We start from the raw sequence: 18,246 nt of genomic DNA on the forward strand, positions 1-18,246 counted from the left end.
TTTAATTAGCTCCTTTCTCTTGAAGCATCGGAAAACCTAATTTTTCACGTTCGGAAACATATATTTTGGAAATACTTCTCGCTAAGTTACGAATCCTAGAAATATAACCAGTTCTTTCGGTAACTGAAATAACTCCTTTTGCATCTAATAAGTTAAATGTATGTGAACATTTAAGAACATAATCATATGCAGGGAATACAAGTCTTTTTTCCATGGTTTGCTTTGCTTCTTGTTCATACATTGAAAACAAGTTGAAAAGCATTTCCGTATCCGACTGTTTAAAAGTGTATGTGGAATGTTCAAATTCAGGTTGATAAAAGATATCTCGAATGGTAACACCATTATTCCATTCAAGATCAAATACATTCTCTTTATCCTGAATATACGATGCTAAACGCTCTACTCCATATGTTAGTTCTACAGTAACGGGATTTGCTTCAAGTCCACCAATTTGTTGAAAATAGGTAAATTGTGTAATTTCCATACCGTCCAGCCATACTTCCCACCCTAATCCAGCTGCACCTAATGTAGGATTCTCCCAATTATCTTCCACAAATCGTATATCATGTTCTAATGGGTTAATCCCTAATTTTTTTAATGACTCTAGATATAGTTCTTGAATATTATCCGGTGATGGTTTCATTATTACTTGGAATTGATGATGTTGATATAATCGATTAGGATTTTCCCCATATCTACCGTCATCTGGCCGCCTAGATGGTTCCACATATGCGACATTCCAAGGTTCAGGGCCCAAGCTTCTTAATAATGTCATTGGAGACATCGTACCTGCACCTTTTTCTGTATCATAAGCTTGCATAAGTATACAATTTTGATCTGACCAATGATTTTGTAATGTTAAAATCATTTCTTGAATATTCATATTGTCAACTCCTTATTTTATAATGCGAGACTTACAGGAATTAAAGACCGTCATCCCGCACACTTTTTTCTCTTCTTATAAGAAAAACCGTCCCTATGTCTATAATAGACATAGGGACGGTTTTACCGCGGTTCCACCCTACTTGCTCATGGTACCTGAGCCACTTTATAGTTCATTGCTCAAAAGTTCCTTCTTAAGGGTACTATCCTCTAGCTTTCACTATCCTAGAGTCGCTAACCATAGTAAATCCTTAATACTCTTCTTCTTCTCTGCAATAAAATTTATTTTTTAAATATGTAAAAATAATACTCTATACGGTTCATATTTGTCAATAATTACATAAATTGAAACTTCATTCAGTTGGAGAATTACCGTCCGTTACATTCAATAAATCTAATTGGTCCAATACTTTACGTGATTTAATCCCAAATCCACCATACTGATCATAATACTCATATAGTATCTTTCTTATCAATTGAACATTGGCTTTTTTCATTCGGATATTTCCAATTCGCTTCAAATCTACTTCACTAAAGAGGTACAATAATCGAGATAGTTTTCCCGAAATAGTAATCGCTTCTGGATCAAAATAAGCGCATTGTTGACATAACATACCACCTTCACTAATTGAAAATCTTATTAAATTTTCTCGCTTACCGCATCTACTGCATTGGTGAAGTATAGGAGCAAACCCTGCTTTTTTATATAACTTTAATTCATACATAATTATAGGTATATCAACTTCATCATGATTATTTATCCATAATAATGTCTGATAAAACTGTTCAAATAAATATGGATCATTATCCTTAGAATCAAGCAGTTTATCAGTTAATTCTGCGATATATGATACATAAGCTGTTTTAAAAATATCTTCTCGAACGATGCGAAAAGAATCAAGCACTTCGCCTTGTTGTATCGTACTTAATCCTGTACCGATATATACAAAAAATCGAGCATTAATGAATGGCTGCGTAACAGCAGCCATTCTGCTTTTTGGTTTTTTGGCTCCTTTTGCCAAAGCATTAAATTTACCTATTTTATTACTGAAAATAGTTACTAACTTATGCGTTTCTCCATAGTCTTGTGTTTTAATAATAATTCCATCAATTTTTTCAAGCATTCGCTCCACCTTACTTTCTTCACAAGATGAGCTATATATTGGTTTCAGTAGAAGATACTTCTGTTGATTCTTTAGCCTGTCCATCATTATCCATTGTTGCATTTTCTAATTCTTTCATCAATAAATAGGTTTCTATGTTTCCTGTATGACTAAACAACTTCCATGTTAAATCTACCACAAGAAACCCCACCTTTCTTTAATTATTAAGTTGAAAATGTAACTTATTTATAGAATGGCTTTTCTAAATCAAATCATAAGTATTAAATATTTCCATGTTTAATATTCGTCGTTTCTAAATCCAAATTCATGTAGTTGGTTTTGTCTGTTTCTCCAGTCTTTCTTCACCTTAATCCATAGCTCTAGGTATACTTTAGAACCAAGTAACGCTTCAATATCTCTTCGTGCTTGTTTTCCAATATTTTTCAACATCGTTCCTTGCTTTCCAATCAATATTCCTTTTTGAGAACTTCTTTCAGTCACAATTGTTGCTTGAATGAGTAACTTTTCATTCTCATTCTTCTCTATATTCTCAATTACTACTGCAATTGAATGAGGAACCTCTTCTTTAGTTAAATGCAATACTTTTTCTCGAATTAACTCAGAAATTACAAATCGTTCTGGATGATCTGTAACTTGATCTTCCGGATAATATTGAGGACCTTCTGGTAAATGATTCTTCAAGACATCGACTAAGTGCTCGACATTATTTCCTTCTAGAGCAGATATCGGTATAATTTCTTCAAAATCATAAAGCGACTTATACTTTTCTATTAGTGGTAATAGCTTATCCGGGTGAATTAAATCAATCTTATTAATAATAAGAAATACTGGACTATTAACTTTTTGCAGCAAATCAATAATATATTGATCTCCTCTTCCATATCCTTCATTTGCATTTATCATAAATAAAATGCTATCAACTTCATTTAATGTATCTTCTGCAATTTGAACCATAAAATCCCCAAGTCGATGTTTCGGTTTATGAATTCCAGGGGTATCAATAAAAATCATTTGTGCATCATCTGTAGTAAATACACCTTGTATTTTATTTCTTGTTGTCTGTGCTTTATCACTCATAATTGCAATTTTTTGACCAATTACTCTATTCATAAATGTTGATTTACCAACATTAGGGCGACCAATAATTGATAAAAACCCTGATTTAAAATTTGTTTCCATGTTGTATCCTCCGAGACGTTAAATTTTATTAATTTATATCATACTATAAAATGATTTCAGTTTCATTAAATCGACAAAACCTTTAAAAACTTTCTTTTATTTGCGATAGAGTGTAACTCTATTACGAATACTCAAATTAGCAATACATGTTGCATTATTTAAGGCTTCATGACATGTTTACATATTAATTAAGGATTTTTTCGATCGAGTATTGTAAAATATTAAAAAAGTCCAAACCTCATGTAAGATTTAGACCTTTTCATTCCAATTTTAATTTGGCTTACACAACTATTCTTTATAAAAGTTCAATTATTTTTGGAGCAAATATCATGATACCAACTACTACTGCAGTTAGGGCAGCTATTAAAACTGCACCTGCTGAAACATCTTTAATAAGTTTTACTGCTGGATGAATTTCGGGTTGAACATAATCCATTACTTTTTCAATGGAGCTATTAATCATCTCTGTAACTAACACTAGTCCAATCGTGAGCATAATGACTGCCCACTCTACATTCGATAAACCAATCATGATACCAAATAATATTACAACTACCGTGGAAATTAAATGTAGTTGGAAATTGGATTCTGTCGAAGCAATTTCTTTAAGACCATTCCAAGCATATCGGAAACCTATTTTTCTTCGTTTACCTTTCAACGCCAAATTCACCTAGTATTTCTTCTTGTCGAGAAAACATTCTCTTCTCATCCTCTTCTTTCATATGGTCATATCCTAATAAGTGTAGGAATCCATGTACTGCTAAAAATCCTAACTCTCTTTCTAGACTATGATCATATTCAATGGATTGTTCTTTTGCTTTGTCCACGGAGATAACAATATCTCCTAATACGAGTGGTCCATCAGCTCCGATTATCTCCATCTCATCTTCATTACTTTCTTGCATTGCAAAAGAAATAACATCTGTTGGAGTATCCTTCTGACGATAATTGCGATTTAAAACCTGAATCTCTTTGTTATCAACAAAGTTAACGGATAATTCAGCTTCCGAAGTAACACCTTCTTTTTTAGCTGCAAAATCCAATAATCGTTGAATTAAATCAATATAATCCTCCGATACAGAGTTTGTTTCATCATGAAAGTCAATGTGCATTAGTTTTCCTCCTCTTTCGGATATTGAATTCGAGAGTGAAATATTCCTTTTAATGATTCACAAATAGTAAATTGAATTACAGTAAGTTCCTTTAATGTTAAAGGACTATCATTTAATTGTCCATCAGCAACTTTATCACGGATAATACCAGAAACAATTGCTTCTATTTTTTCTTCAGTTGGTTCTTTTAAAGAACGGACTGCTGCTTCTACTGAATCACAGATGCAAATTATTGCCGTCTCTTTTAGTTTTGGTTTTGGACCCGGGTAACGGAACTCACTTTCTTCTACTTCAGGTTTTTCTTCTTTTTCTTTCATGTAAAAATATTTTAGTAAGGAATTAGAGTGATGCTGCTTCGCAATATCGATAATTTCCTTCGGCATTCGATGCTCTTTTAACATATCAGCACCATCATAAGGATGTCTAATAATAATATCAGCACTTTTTTTTGGTGGCATAAAATCATGAGGGTTGCGCATGGCTACCTGATTCTCAATAAAATACTGTGGCCTTACTGTTTTCCCTATATCATGATAATATGCCCCAACTCTTGCCAATAATCCGTTAGCCCCTATTGCTTCACATGCAGTTTCACTAATATTAGCTACCATTACAGAATGATGATACGTGCCTGGTGCTTCAGTTAATAATTTTTTTAATAGTGGTTGATTGGGATTAGACAATTGGAGTAATTTCATATCTGATAAAACACCTAATAAGCTTTCAAATAAAGGTAGCATTCCCATTGCTAGTACTGCAGCAAAGAATGCAGAAATTATTCCAAAACTGGATTGAATAATAATATCCATCCATGTATATTTTTCAAACGATAAAAATATAAATAATAATATAGTTGCAATATGAATAAGTGACATCCCAAAAGCAGACTTAAGGATTGCATATCTATCTTTAACATTAGATAGTAAGCCAACCGCTGCTACTTGCGAGACTAAAAAGTATATCCCTACTTCTACATTCAACGCCCCGGCAATTTGACCATTAAAAATAACTGTTGCAATAATGGAATAAAATATTGCCATTTTTATTGCAATCCGCTCATGTAACAGTAATTTATGTAATATTGCTGCTGTGGCAATTGGTGTTACAAAAAATAATTGATTTGATTGCGTTGTATATATACTAGTGACCTTCATTAGCAAGACAGTGACTACACTGATTAATAATACCGCTGCAACCTTTTTCATATTCCAATCATTTTCTTTTGCATTTCGATATAACTCAACTGCTATAAATATTGTAATAATGGCTATTAACAAACTCAACCCTAATAATGGAAAAATATTTCTTTCAGAGTCTAGTACACCTACTATGTCTAATTTTTCATAGATTTCATTCGTGATTGTTTGACCTTCTCGAACGATAACCTCTCCAGCTCGTATCATAACTGGATCAACTGTTGTAGCAGCATCTTTTCTAGCCTGGGAGGTTTTTTCATAATCAAAAAAGGAATTCTCCGTTACTGCAAACGTAGCTAAATCATTGAGCGCTAATGTTAATTCTTCATTGAAATCTGAGTATTCTACAGTTTGTTCTACATTAGCTATCGCAGTCTGTATATTTTCAGTCCGTACTCCCCTATTTAAAGTTTCTTCTAGAGCCTCCATAAAGATCGTTTGGGCTTGTTGTAAATCTTCATCTGATTGGGAAAGGATTGTAATTAGAGTTTGATCATTGATTTCATTGCTAATTTCATTCGATAACAATTGTTTTAACTGAATTGCTTTGTCTTGATCGGTCAGTGGAGGTACATCATTGTCTTCATTTGCTTCTTCAACTTGCTCTTCATAAAATTTATCAACTGCATCAAATAATTCAGTAATATAATTTAATCGCTCTTCTGTTACTTCTTCTGAGATATCATATCGATCTGGTACAGATTGTACAGCTTCTCTTGTCCTTCTTTCTGTCTCACCTTCATCTTCGATTGTAATTGGTGATCGTATCGTTTGATTAGCATTACTAAACCTCTCGATTTCATAAGTTTCTGTCTGTACGTTATCCCACATCAGTATAAACAAGAATAACCCTAATAAAATCACTGGTGGAATAATAATAATTGTTGAATGTTTCTGTTTAAACAACTGGTACCTTTCTGCCCATTTTTCTTTCACGTAATCTCACCTCAATGATATAGAAATAAGACCCTTTTTACGGGTCTTACTTTTGTATAAATTTTCATTTTTCATATGCGTCAATAATTTTTTGGACAAGTGGATGGCGAACTACATCAGTTTGACTGAGGTGAATGAAGGATATACCTTCAACTTTAGAAAGTAATTGTTCTGCAACTTGTAGTCCGGATGTAACTCCTTTTGGTAAATCAATTTGTGTGATATCACCTGTTATTATCATTTTCGAACCAAAACCAAGACGAGTCAAAAACATTTTCATTTGAGCAGGAGTTGTATTTTGAGCCTCATCCAATATAACAAATGCATCATCTAATGTTCTTCCTCGCATATATGCTAGAGGGGCAATCTCTATTGTTTCTCGTTCAATGAGACGTAATGTATGTTCTGATCCAAAAACATCATGCAGTGCATCATAAAGGGGTCGCAAATAAGGATCGACTTTTTCTTTTAAATCCCCTGGCAAAAACCCTAGACTCTCACCTGCTTCTACAGCAGGACGAGTTAGTATAATCTTTTTAACTAGTCCATTTTTTAATGCATGTACTGCCATTACTACAGCGAGATAGGTTTTCCCAGTTCCCGCTGGACCAATCCCAAATACTAAATCGTTACCTTTAATTGATTGTATATAGCTTTTTTGTCCAAGCGTCTTTACCCTAATTGATTTTCCTTTATAATTCTTAGTTATTTCATCTTCAAATAAAGTCTCAAACTGTGAGATTTTACCTTTGCGTGACAACTCTACAGCGTAAACAACGTCACGTTCAGTTATCGTTTGTCCTTTACGGATAACATTTAACATTGCTAAAAGAATCTCTTTTACTTGTTGTGTTGCTTGTTCTGAACCAGAAACACTAACAGCTTCTCCACGTGATACAATATTCACATCGAGCAATGTTTCTAGCTGTTGTAGGTGCTTATCATTTGTACCAAATAAACCTAAAGTTTCGTTGGTACCATTTAATTGCAAATCTAAATCAGTTAAGCGTTCGGACATAATCAGTCTCCTTGGCGAATAGGTTCATTTTTTACTATATTTTCTTCTACAGAAACATAAACGATTAATTTTACTTTACCATGCTCGATACGTTCATGCAAAACTTTTTCTGACAATATTTCCGCATCAGGACCCAGTTCGTTCTCTAATTGTTTTACCGCTTGCTGTTTACCTGCTTCAATTGCTTCTTCCTTCGTTCTTTCTCCTTCATGTAATTGTTTTTCATTTATTTCAGATTCTATAATTGAAATTGGTAATTGCCATTTTAAAAACTGGATCGGTTTTTCATTTAATTCTACTTGTGTTTGTTTAAAATCTGGATCACGAAATCCCCATATCGGGAATTGAAGTTGTCCCATTTTCATATAATATTTATTTTTATTATTACCTGTTAACTGTTCATAATTATAAGACAAGGGTACAGTTAATGTAACTTCATACCACGTATTTGCAAATATTTCTGCTTCAGCAGCAATTGGTTCGGTTTTATTCTTATCTGACTCATTTTCATCTTCGTCTTGATCTTCTTCATAACTTATATCTCCTGATACGAGTAAATCTCCTGGTTTAACATAATCATTGATTTGTTTTACTGGTTCTCCTTTGGAAACATACATCCTCGTTATAACTCCTTCTTTAGCAGCAACAATATTTCCCGGTTCACCAGGATCTAATTCTTCAACGATTATCTTTTCCACCCCTTCTAAATAAAGGGTTGTCCCTTGTAATTCAACACCTGCCCATAACAATTCTGGAACATCATCTAATAAATTCCTTTGAATATCTTTTGGTGTATCCACAGAAAATAACCAAACACCAGGATGAATGCCGTAGCTATCTAATTGTACTTTAATTTTCTCCTCTATTTCTTTCGGTACACCAGTTATATTAACAGACCATAACAAATTAGATAAAAATAAAAAAAATAACACTCCACCTATAATACCTATTACTAAGAATCGTTTTTTTAAGAATCGAGAAAATCCAAATGGTAATCCTTTTCTCTCTTCAAAAGAGATTTTATATATTGTTCTTCTACGTAATTGCTTTAGTTTCTTAATATCTTGTAACTTTAATTTAGCAATACAAGCTTTTGAAGAGACCTTTTTAACATCCCAAATTAAAATACCTTCATTTGCACATTTTTGGAAAAATAGCTCCGGCTTTTCGCCAGAGACTCGAACTGTTACATATCCTCTTATCCTCTTGCCATAATTACGTTTCATTGGAACCTCCTATTCTACGAGTTAATCCGGTAAAAATTTCACCTCATGAATGGTACCCTCCAACATAATTTCTTTCGGTAACATCATCTTTAATACAAATGCATCTCCTTTAATTTGTACATAACCATTCGTTACCTTTAATTTTAATTCGTTATTGGAATAAACCTCTAACCCTTGATGATTTTCAATATAAAAATGAATATGCCCTATGATTGTTATTCTAGGCATTTCTAGAATAACATCAGAAGGAAGAGAGAATTGTTCAATTAATAGTGAACGAATTCGCTGATGCCATTTAGCCAATGATGATCCCCCCTCACATAGATATGTATGAGAAAACTCCAATAATAAGAACAAGAACCGATCACTATATGTAATTAGCAAATAAAGAAATAAGAAAAAAGCATATAAAGTGAAATTTCATGTAGTGGAAGGATATTCTTCCTCCAACGAAAGCTTGTTAAACTTAAATTAATATTTAGAGAGTTTAAACCACTTATCCTTTATAGTTAAGTCAAATCGTCTTTAAGTTGAGTTGTTACATGTAAACATGCTGATTAATTGGAGTTCTGCTAAATCAAACACAAAAAATCCCGATTATCCATAACGATAATCGGGATTTGCATTAATGATATTATTAGCCTATCTAATGTGAACGATCACGTATCACACTTCGATATGGTTTCTTTGCTCTTGGAGAGCCTAGAACTTCTGACATAATTATACCATTTACAAGACCTTCTGCGCTTAGATTACTTGTAACTCGACGCTTCATTTCTTGCTGGCTTATACCTTGATTTTCATTTTTGTTTGTAGGTAAAATTGTCGAAGTATCTTTCTTCTCCAGATCCTCTACATTCTGTACCTGGGCACTATATTTATTAGCAATACGCTTCATTTGCTCTTGCTGTTGTTCCTGAATATTGCCTGCTGATATAGTGGGTCTTTCTTGTTCGGCATAAACCTCTCTTTCTGCTCTAGGTTGACGCTGCGTAGTTCTAGGAGCAGAGTTGGACTGTTTTTGAGGTGGAGTTTTTCTTTTTTGCTCTTCCTGATTTTTCTTTTTGCCATCTCCAAGTACTGCAATAATACCTGAAATAATAACAAAAACTAAAAATAGGTTTTCAAAAATCCAGTCCATTATATCCCTCCTTTACATCCACAATTGGAAAAGGTATTACTGTTGGTCATCATCTTTGTTCTCTTTAGACAATTTACCAATAGAATCACGCATATCTGTATCAGCATCAATGTTTTGGTAATTCATGTAATCCATAACACCCATTTTTCCAGAACGTAATGCTTCAGCTAGAGCAAGTGGTACATCTGCTTCTGCTTCCACCACTTTCGCACGCATTTCTTGAACACGTGCTACCATTTCTTGTTCTTGTGCAACAGCCATTGCGCGTCGTTCTTCCGCTTTTGCTTGTGCAATATTCTTATCTGCTTCTGCTTGGTCAGTTTGTAAGATTGCACCAATGTTCTTACCGATATCTACATCTGCAATATCAATAGATAGAATTTCAAATGCAGTACCAGAATCAAGTCCTTTACTTAACACCGTTTGTGAGATAGAATCTGGATTTTCTAATACTTGTTTATGATGGTCGGAGCTACCGATTGTACTTACAACACCTTCACCAACACGAGCAATGATTGTTTCTTCACCTGCACCACCGACTAAGCGATCAATATTTGCACGCACTGTAATACGAGCAAGCGCCTTAACTTCAATACCATCCATAGCGATACCTGCAATAAATGGTGTTTCAATTACTTTTGGGTTAACGCTCATTTGTACAGCTTCTAAAACATCACGACCAGCAAGGTCAATAGCTGCACCGCGTTCAAAAGGCAAATCAATATTTGCACGATGTGCCGCAATTAATGCATTCACTACTCGGTCTACATTACCACCAGCAAGATAGTGACTCTCTAATTGATTTGTTTTTACATTCAACCCTGCTTTATGTGCTTTAATTAGTGGGTTAATTACTCGATTAGGTACAACTCTACGTAATCGCATCCCAATTAGAGTGAAAATACTTATCTTAACCCCTGCAGCAAGTGCACTAATCCAAAGTGCTACTGGGACAAATGTAAACAAAATTGCTAAAGCGATAAGTACCGCTGCTATAATTATTATTGGTAAAATTACATTACTATCCATTTATACGCCTCCTAATTTTTTTTGATTTCCTTTACTACTACACGTACACCTTCTACACGAATGATTTTAAGATGTTGTCCTTTCCCTATAAATGAACCATCTGACACTACGTCAATTTGTTCATCTTCAAAAAGACCAATCCCTGATGGGCGCAGCGATGTTAATGCTGTTCCTTCCAGTCCTACTAGTTCTATTCGGTTAACGGAAGACACATATCCTTGCTCTGTTGCAGTACTATCTCTTAGTATAATATGGCGGAAAACTCCTTTATCCATTCCAATTCTTCTAAACAAGATTACCCCAACAATTACGGCAATTAAAAAGGCTATACCTATACTAAGAGACATATGACCAAGATCGTAACCGGACATAAACAAAGAACCTATTACGGCGGCTATACCAATAAAGCCCAGAATACCGCTTGTAACAAAAAATTCAGCAATAATTAAACCGACACCAATCAATAGAAGAATAATTGCTTCCATACCTGCAAGACCAGCTACAATATGTCCATAGAAAAATAATAACAGTGCAACTAATCCCATTGTTCCAGGCACACCAAAACCAGGTGAATACAATTCTACTACTAAACCAAGACTCGCAACGGATAGTAGGATGGGGATTACTACAGGGTTCGTTAGAAAGCGAGCTAGTTCTTCTGCAAAAGATGTTTCGACTTCTACTACACTTGCATTACTTAATTCTAGTTCTGAAAGTAACTCATTTCGATCATCTACTATTCCTTCTGCATAACCTACTTCTACAGCATCACTTGGTCCTAAAGTTAAAAACTTCCCTTCCGGAGCACCAAATTCTGGAAGGTCAATGCTACTATCTGCCATTGCTGCTGCAAAAATCGGATCTCTCCCTTGTGATTCAGCAGCACTTCTCATTTGTGCTAACCAAGCAGATTGAGCTTTTGCATCTGCAGCTGTTCCATCTTGATTAATTACCCCACTTGCTCCCATAGTAGCATGTGGGTTAAAGTAGATATTATCAGAAAATAACGCGATATAAGACCCAGCTGATAGTGCTTCGTTAACTATATACGATGTGGAAGGAACAACTAAGCTTTGAATCAGCGAACCGATTTTACCTGCCGAATCTACTCTCCCTCCTGGTGTATCTATTTCAAAAATGATATGATCTGCACCATTTTCCATCGCTTCTTCTGTTGCTCTATTCAAGAAGGCTTCTAAACCTCGCTCTACTTCGTTTTCTATTGGAATAATATAGACGGTTTCTCCTTCCCCTTGTTCTGCATCTACGGAATTTCCAGATGCAAAAGGTATGCAGAAAAGAATCACAATGAAAGTTATGTATACAGCATATCTAATCCGCTTTCCAATCAACTTAAATCACCCCCTATAAATCACCTATACCTATAATACGAAGCAATCAGTTAAAAGGATTCATCTTTTTTCGCGTATTCGGTACATCTTGATAGTACCATACAATTGAACAGTAGAGAAAGTCAGACCTTAGCAACGAATAAACATTATTTAGATTTCATCAAAAAGAGATCATCCCAGTTTAGGATGATCTCTTTTAATTAGCGCAATTCTTCTTGCACTTTTGTTTTTATTTGAGAGCCATCTGCTTTACCTTTTACTTTCGGCATAACAGCGCCCATCACTTTACCCATATCCTTCATCGATGTAGCATTCACTTCTTGAATCGTTTCCTGAATGATCGATCTTAACTCATCATCTGAAAGTTGTTCTGGTAAATACGTATTAAGTATTTCCAGTTCTTTTTCGATTTTTTCTACTAAATCTTCTCTTCCAGCATTCTTGAATTCTTGGAGGGAATCTTTTCTTTGTTTAACTTCTCTAGACAGAATTGTTAAATCTTCGTCCTCAGAAAGTGTATCTTTACCAAGTTTTATCGATTCATTCTGAATAGAAGCTTTTACCATGCGAATAACGCTAAGGCTTTCTTTATCTTTGTTCTTCATCGCTTGCTTCATATCTTGATTCAGACGATCAAGTAACGTCATACGCTTGCACCTACTTTAGAATTTACGTTTTCTAGCAGCTTCTGATTTCTTCTTACGTTTTACACTAGGTTTTTCATAGTGTTCACGTTTACGATATTCCTGTAGTGTACCGCTTTTTGACACACTGCGTTTAAAGCGACGAAGAGCATCTTCAAGAGACTCGTTTTTACGAACGCGAGTTGTATTTGACATGCTAATTTCCCTCCCTCCGAAGCACAAAACCAATTTATACAAGCATGAATCTACTCTCATGCCTTTTTAAAGTATAATATAAACATGTTTACAGGTCAACGGTTATTTGTATCTAATATTAAAAATTGGGAACAAAGAATTGTACAGATTTTAGTAGTCGGATGATCCTTGTTCACCTGAAATAATTGCCACACCCGAGCTAGCTCCAATTCTAGTCGCACCCGCTTCAATCATAGCTTTTGTTTGCTCTAGATCGCGAACACCACCAGATGCTTTTACACCCATTTCCGGACCTACTGTCTCGCGCATGAGGCGAATATCTTCCACAGTTGCTCCACCGCCAGAGAATCCAGTAGAAGTTTTTACGTAGTCAGCTTCTGCATTTTTTGCTAATTTACAAGCTCGTACTTTTTCGTCTTCTGTTAAAAGACTAGTTTCGATAATTACTTTTGTTAAAGCTTTTCCTTTAGCTGCTTCTACAACTGCACGAATGTCTTTTTCAACGAATTCATCATTATTTGACTTTAATTCACCAACATTGATTACCATATCGACTTCTGTAGCGCCATCCGTTATAGCTTGTTTAGTTTCAAATATTTTTGTTTCTGTAGAAGTTGCCCCTAATGGGAAACCAATTACTGTACAAACTTTAACTGGTGTATCTTTTAATTCATTATGGCAGTATGACACCCAATGCGGATTAACACAAACTGAAGCAAATTCATGTTGCTTTGCCTCTTCCACAATCTTCACAATACTTTCCTTTGTTGTTTCTGGTTTTAGTTGCGTATGATCGATATATTTAGCTAAATCCATTAAATCTCTTCCTTTCAAATAAGTTAAGCACCATAAACTTTTGCTTTACTGTGTGTTGAATGTTCCATAACTCGAACAAAGATTCCTTGATTAATAGGATATCCTGATTTAGTTACTTTGACTTTAACAATTTTTCCTATTAAGTCAGGTGTACCTTCAAATTGTACTTTCATATAATTATCAGTATAGCCAACTAATATATTTGGTTTGTCCTCATCTAGTCGTTCTTCTGGTATAACCTCTAATACTTCATTTTCATATCTTGAGGCATATTCTTTCGCAAGTTGGTCAGAAAGTGCAATTAAATGATGAACGCGTTCTTCTTTGATAGTGTCTTCAACTTGATCTTCCATACGAGCAGCTGGTGTTCCTGTTCTTCTCGAAAATGGAAATACGTGTAGTTCTGCATATCCAATTTCTTTTATAAAGGAATAAGTTTGTTGAAATTCTTCCTCTGTTTCACCCGGAAATCCAACAATTACATCGGAAGTAATCGCTAATCCAGGTAATGCTCTTTGCAGTTTACTAACTTTTTCTTTATAAAAACTTGTAGAATATTTTCTTCGCATTCGAGCTAGAACACTATCGGATCCTGACTGCAACGGTATATGAAGATGACGGACAATCTTATTACTTTTGTCTAGCACGTCAATGACTTCATCCGTAATTTGACTAGCTTCAATAGAACTGATTCGAATTCGCTCTAATCCTTCAACTTCTTCTAGTTCTCTGAGTAGCATAGCAAAATTGTAGTCTTTCATATCTTCTCCGTATCCAGCTGTATGAATACCAGTTAGAACAAGTTCTTTATACCCTGCTTTTACTAATTTATTAGCTTGCTCTATCACATTCTTTGGATCTCTAGATCGTAATAATCCTCTGGACCATGGAATAATACAAAATGTGCAGAAGTTGTTACAACCTTCTTGTATTTTCAATGATGCACGCGTACGATCAGTAAAAACTGGGACATCCATTTCTTCAAAGACGCGATTTTTCATTATGTTTGAAACACCATTAATAGGTTCTTTTGTTTTCTGGTGTTCTTCAATATAAGAAAAAATATTTTTACGATCTTGCGTACCTACTACTATATCTACGCCAGGGATTTCCATTATTTCACCTGGTGAAGTTTGAGCATAGCACCCAGTTACGCAGACCACTGCATCTGGATTTTTACGAATCGCTCTGCGGATGACTTGTCTGCTTTTTTTATCACCAGAATTAGTAACCGTACAAGTATTAATCACATACACATCCGAATTATGATCAAAGTCTACTCTTTCATAACCTTCTTCTTTAAACATCCTCCAGATTCCTTCTGTTTCATAATGATTAACTTTACAGCCCAGTGTATGAAAAGCCACTGTGGTCATGTTAAACACCTCAATTCTTCTAATTGATAGGAAATACTCGATAGAGCATATAAAGCGGCTGTTTCTGTGCGTAAAATACGTTTTCCAAGGCGGATAGGTATAAAATCATTTTCTATTAATTGGTCTGCTTCTTCATTTGAAAACCCGCCTTCAGGACCAATACAGAGAATTATTTTATCATGAGATGAAATGTTTTGTAGCGAGTTCACCAACTTTGAAGTCATCTTCTCTGTTTTTGCTTCTTCTTCATACGCAAATAATTTTACAGTGTGAGCAGGAGCTTCATCCAAAAGTTGTTTTAAATTCATAACCGGATATAACGTAGGGATCCGATTCCGATGACTTTGCTCACTTGCTTCCTTTAGGATTTTTTGAAATCTCTTTACTTTTTTATGATACTTTTTCTCATCATTCCAAATAGCTATTGAACGTTCAGCTTGGAAAGGGATAAATGCTGTAGCACCCAATTCCGTACCCTTTTGAAGTATCAAATCAAACTTATCCCCTTTTGGTATCCCTTGAGCAATCGTAACATGTACCGGTAATTCATTCGTGTCTTTTAACCATTCTATTACTTCTACATCCACATAATCATCCGTTAACATCGTAATACGACATAAAGCAGCTTGTCCGTTCTCAGAATTACAAATGATGTTCTCACCAACTTGTGATCGCATTACTCGTTGTAGATGATGGACATCATCTCCTGTAATACGTATTGAGTTCCGAGTAACATTTTCTTGTAATACAAAGTATCTTTGCATCTCTTCACCTACTTTTCACTTGGCTTCTTAGCAACAATTGAAACCCAGTCTTCCATTTCGTTTAGAGAAATAACTTCAAATCCTTGTTCCGTCAATTTATCTTTTACAAGTTGTTTTTTATTTTGGATAATTCCAGAAGTGATAAAATATCCGCCTTCTTTTAAATTACTCCATGCATCATCGACAAAACGTACGATAATCTCTGCTAAGATATTGGATACGATGACATCTGCCTCTTGCTGAACACCCTCTAGCAAGTTATTTTGTTTTACCATAACTGATTCATGAATCTGATTTAACTTGGAGTTTAATTTTGTACTTTTTACAGCTATTTCATCAAGATCGTAAGCATACACTTTTTCCGCCCCTAATTTGGCAGCAGCTATACTTAAAACACCTGATCCACAACCTACATCCATTACTAAATCTCCTGGATTTACATACGCTTCTAATCCTTGAATACTTAGAACTGTTGTTGGATGTGTTCCCGTACCAAAAGCCATACCAGGATCTAATTCGATAATCAATTCATCACTAGATACTGGTGTATAATCTTCCCATGTGGGAGTAATTGTAATACGATTCGATATTTTAACCGGTTTATAATACTTCTTCCATGCCGTTGCCCATTCTTCTTCATGAACTTCACTTAACAAGACTTCATTCTTACCTAAATCAATGTCATAGAGCAACAATTGATTTATAGCCTGTTTTATTTCTTCAACCGTTTCTCCTAAAAAGCTATTCATAGGAAGATATGCTTTTATACGTACTCCTTCTTCAGGGTATAGTGTGGGGTCAAGGTCATAAAGTTCCCCAAACTGAGCACGCTCCATCCTCTCAAGATCTAATGGATCCTCAATAACAAGACCACTTGCACCAGTTTCATGTAGTATATTCGAAATTGGTTCAATTGCTTCATTTGTTGTATGAATACTTATCTCTGACCATTTCATTTAGTTACCACCCGTCCAGGAAAAAATATCTATGTAAACGGCACAAAAAATTTTGTACCGTTATTCTCCTTTAAAAGCTCTACGAAAGCGTTGGAAAATATTATCATCTTGTTCATCAGTTGACTCATTTCCACCAAGTTCATTAAACTCTCGAAGTAGTTCTTTTTGTTTTTCAGATAAGTTAGTAGGTGTCATCACTTTGATCTTAATATGCTGATCTCCATGCCCTTTACCTCTTACATTCGGTGCACCTTTACCTTTAAGTCTGAAAGTTTTTCCAGTTTGTGTCCCAGCAGGAACTTTAACTTTTACTTTTCCATGTACCGTAGGAACCTCTAATTCATCACCCAAAGCAGCTTGCGCATAGGTCAGAGGCAATTCGCAGAAAATATGATCTCCTTCACGTACAAAGAAATCATGTGGTCGTACTTTAATTACGACAAATAAATCTCCTGCCGGGCCACCATTTATACCAGCTTCGCCTTTACCCGCTACTCTAATTTGTTGACCTTCATCAATGCCTGCTGGAATGGTGATATGAATCTTCTTCTTCTTCTGGATTTTTCCTGAACCACCACAAGTATTACATTTTTCAGGTATTATTTTACCGGAACCTTGACAATAATTACATACTCTGCGATTTACTACACGTCCAAATGGTGTGTTCTGTTCTTGGTTTAACTGACCAGCACCATTGCAATGGGAACATGTTTGTGGTTTTGTTCCTGGTTTTGCACCTGATCCATTACAAGTGTCACAAGATTCTTCTTTTGGAATTTCAATATCCGTTTCTTTTCCAAAGATAGCTTCTTCAAAGTTTAAAATCATTGTATATTGCAAATCATTACCTTGTTGTGGAGCATTTGGATCACGTGAGCGACCTCCGCCTCCAAAGAACATATCAAATATATCTCCGAAGCCACCAAAGTCTTGTGCTCCACCACCAAAGCCTCCAAAGCCTTGACTTTGAGGTCCTGAATGACCAAATTGATCATATTGAGCACGTTTTTGGTCATCACTAAGTACTTCATAAGCTTCTTTCACTTCTTTAAACTTATCCGCTGCACCCTCTTCTTTATTCACGTCTGGGTGGTACTTACGAGCCAATTTACGATAGCTTTTCTTTATTTCATCTTGAGATGCAGATTTATCAATCCCTAATATCTCATAATAATCTCGTTTACTCACCTTACATCACTCTCCCGACACACTTATAGCATAAGTTTTATCTTATCATCAACTATTTGTCTAAAGCAAATAGTTATTTCCATAAATCCCTAAAAAAGTCAAAGTCAAGAGA

At 35.0% G+C, this 18,246-nt stretch carries 20 protein-coding genes; all 20 read right to left on the minus strand.

Going from position 1 to position 18,246, the window contains the following annotated elements:
- Position 1: 1 nt before the first annotated feature.
- The 20 genes from glyQ to dnaJ all read right to left on the minus strand — a co-directional run bounded on the left by glyQ (position 2) and on the right by dnaJ (position 18,134).
- Positions 2-883: a glycine--tRNA ligase subunit alpha gene (gene glyQ / locus C794_RS10355; RefSeq protein WP_017797063.1), complete on the minus strand. Its 882-nt coding sequence runs from the start codon at positions 881-883 to the stop codon at positions 2-4.
- Positions 884-1,235: 352 nt separating this feature from the next.
- A complete protein-coding gene (gene recO, locus C794_RS10360) occupies positions 1,236-2,006 on the minus strand; it encodes a DNA repair protein RecO (protein ID WP_017797064.1) in 771 nt (256 codons plus the stop codon).
- A 31-nt stretch (positions 2,007-2,037) separates the two neighbouring features.
- Positions 2,038-2,184, minus strand: coding sequence for a YqzL family protein (locus C794_RS20445; protein ID WP_017797065.1), 147 nt, complete (start codon positions 2,182-2,184; stop codon positions 2,038-2,040).
- A gap of 98 nt (positions 2,185-2,282) precedes the next feature.
- Complete coding sequence (era, locus tag C794_RS10370) at positions 2,283-3,185, minus strand: GTPase Era (RefSeq protein WP_017797066.1); 903 nt, start codon at positions 3,183-3,185, stop codon at positions 2,283-2,285.
- Positions 3,186-3,480: 295 nt separating this feature from the next.
- Entirely contained in the window at positions 3,481-3,843 is a 363-nt protein-coding gene (locus C794_RS10375) for a diacylglycerol kinase family protein (RefSeq protein ID WP_017797067.1), read from the minus strand.
- The gene (gene ybeY / locus C794_RS10380) at positions 3,833-4,297 is read right to left on the minus strand and encodes an rRNA maturation RNase YbeY (protein WP_017797068.1); all 465 of its coding nucleotides are present in this window, start codon (positions 4,295-4,297) and stop codon (positions 3,833-3,835) included. The genes C794_RS10375 and ybeY overlap by 11 nt, the downstream gene beginning before the upstream one ends.
- The gene (locus C794_RS10385; protein ID WP_017797069.1) at positions 4,297-6,429 is read right to left on the minus strand and encodes an HD family phosphohydrolase; all 2,133 of its coding nucleotides are present in this window, start codon (positions 6,427-6,429) and stop codon (positions 4,297-4,299) included. Before C794_RS10385 ends, ybeY begins: the two co-directional genes overlap by 1 nt.
- A gap of 64 nt (positions 6,430-6,493) precedes the next feature.
- The gene (locus tag C794_RS10390) at positions 6,494-7,447 is read right to left on the minus strand and encodes a PhoH family protein (protein ID WP_017797070.1); all 954 of its coding nucleotides are present in this window, start codon (positions 7,445-7,447) and stop codon (positions 6,494-6,496) included.
- Between the two features lie 2 nt (positions 7,448-7,449).
- Positions 7,450-8,673 carry a sporulation protein YqfD gene (gene yqfD, locus C794_RS10395; RefSeq protein ID WP_017797071.1) on the minus strand — a complete coding sequence of 408 codons (1,224 nt, stop codon included), beginning with the start codon at positions 8,671-8,673 and terminating at the stop codon, positions 7,450-7,452.
- Positions 8,674-8,694: 21 nt separating this feature from the next.
- Positions 8,695-8,976: a sporulation protein YqfC gene (yqfC, locus tag C794_RS10400; RefSeq protein WP_017797072.1), complete on the minus strand. Its 282-nt coding sequence runs from the start codon at positions 8,974-8,976 to the stop codon at positions 8,695-8,697.
- A 343-nt stretch (positions 8,977-9,319) separates the two neighbouring features.
- Positions 9,320-9,814 (minus strand): hypothetical protein, encoded by a 495-nt coding sequence (locus tag C794_RS10405; RefSeq protein WP_017797073.1) that lies wholly within the window; start codon positions 9,812-9,814, stop codon positions 9,320-9,322.
- Positions 9,815-9,850: 36 nt separating this feature from the next.
- Positions 9,851-10,843: a flotillin-like protein FloA gene (gene floA / locus C794_RS10410; RefSeq protein WP_017797074.1), complete on the minus strand. Its 993-nt coding sequence runs from the start codon at positions 10,841-10,843 to the stop codon at positions 9,851-9,853.
- 11 nt (positions 10,844-10,854) lie between these two features.
- Positions 10,855-12,195: an NfeD family protein gene (locus tag C794_RS10415; protein ID WP_017797075.1), complete on the minus strand. Its 1,341-nt coding sequence runs from the start codon at positions 12,193-12,195 to the stop codon at positions 10,855-10,857.
- Between the two features lie 200 nt (positions 12,196-12,395).
- Positions 12,396-12,842, minus strand: coding sequence for a GatB/YqeY domain-containing protein (locus tag C794_RS10420; protein WP_017797076.1), 447 nt, complete (start codon positions 12,840-12,842; stop codon positions 12,396-12,398).
- A 15-nt stretch (positions 12,843-12,857) separates the two neighbouring features.
- Positions 12,858-13,034 carry a 30S ribosomal protein S21 gene (gene rpsU, locus C794_RS10425; protein ID WP_010650937.1) on the minus strand — a complete coding sequence of 59 codons (177 nt, stop codon included), beginning with the start codon at positions 13,032-13,034 and terminating at the stop codon, positions 12,858-12,860.
- Between the two features lie 150 nt (positions 13,035-13,184).
- The gene (gene deoC / locus C794_RS10430) at positions 13,185-13,850 is read right to left on the minus strand and encodes a deoxyribose-phosphate aldolase (RefSeq protein ID WP_017797077.1); all 666 of its coding nucleotides are present in this window, start codon (positions 13,848-13,850) and stop codon (positions 13,185-13,187) included.
- A 23-nt stretch (positions 13,851-13,873) separates the two neighbouring features.
- The gene (gene mtaB / locus C794_RS10435) at positions 13,874-15,226 is read right to left on the minus strand and encodes a tRNA (N(6)-L-threonylcarbamoyladenosine(37)-C(2))-methylthiotransferase MtaB (RefSeq protein ID WP_017797078.1); all 1,353 of its coding nucleotides are present in this window, start codon (positions 15,224-15,226) and stop codon (positions 13,874-13,876) included.
- Positions 15,223-15,990: a 16S rRNA (uracil(1498)-N(3))-methyltransferase gene (locus tag C794_RS10440; protein WP_017797079.1), complete on the minus strand. Its 768-nt coding sequence runs from the start codon at positions 15,988-15,990 to the stop codon at positions 15,223-15,225. Before C794_RS10440 ends, mtaB begins: the two co-directional genes overlap by 4 nt.
- An 8-nt stretch (positions 15,991-15,998) precedes the next feature.
- Positions 15,999-16,946, minus strand: a complete 948-nt coding sequence (gene prmA / locus C794_RS10445) for a 50S ribosomal protein L11 methyltransferase (protein WP_017797080.1) — start codon at positions 16,944-16,946, stop codon at positions 15,999-16,001.
- A 60-nt stretch (positions 16,947-17,006) separates the two neighbouring features.
- Positions 17,007-18,134, minus strand: a complete 1,128-nt coding sequence (gene dnaJ, locus C794_RS10450) for a molecular chaperone DnaJ (protein WP_017797081.1) — start codon at positions 18,132-18,134, stop codon at positions 17,007-17,009.
- Between the last annotated feature and the right edge of the window lie 112 nt (positions 18,135-18,246).

Source organism: Oceanobacillus kimchii X50 (assembly GCF_000340475.1).
Classification (GTDB): domain Bacteria; phylum Bacillota; class Bacilli; order Bacillales; family Amphibacillaceae; genus Oceanobacillus; species Oceanobacillus kimchii.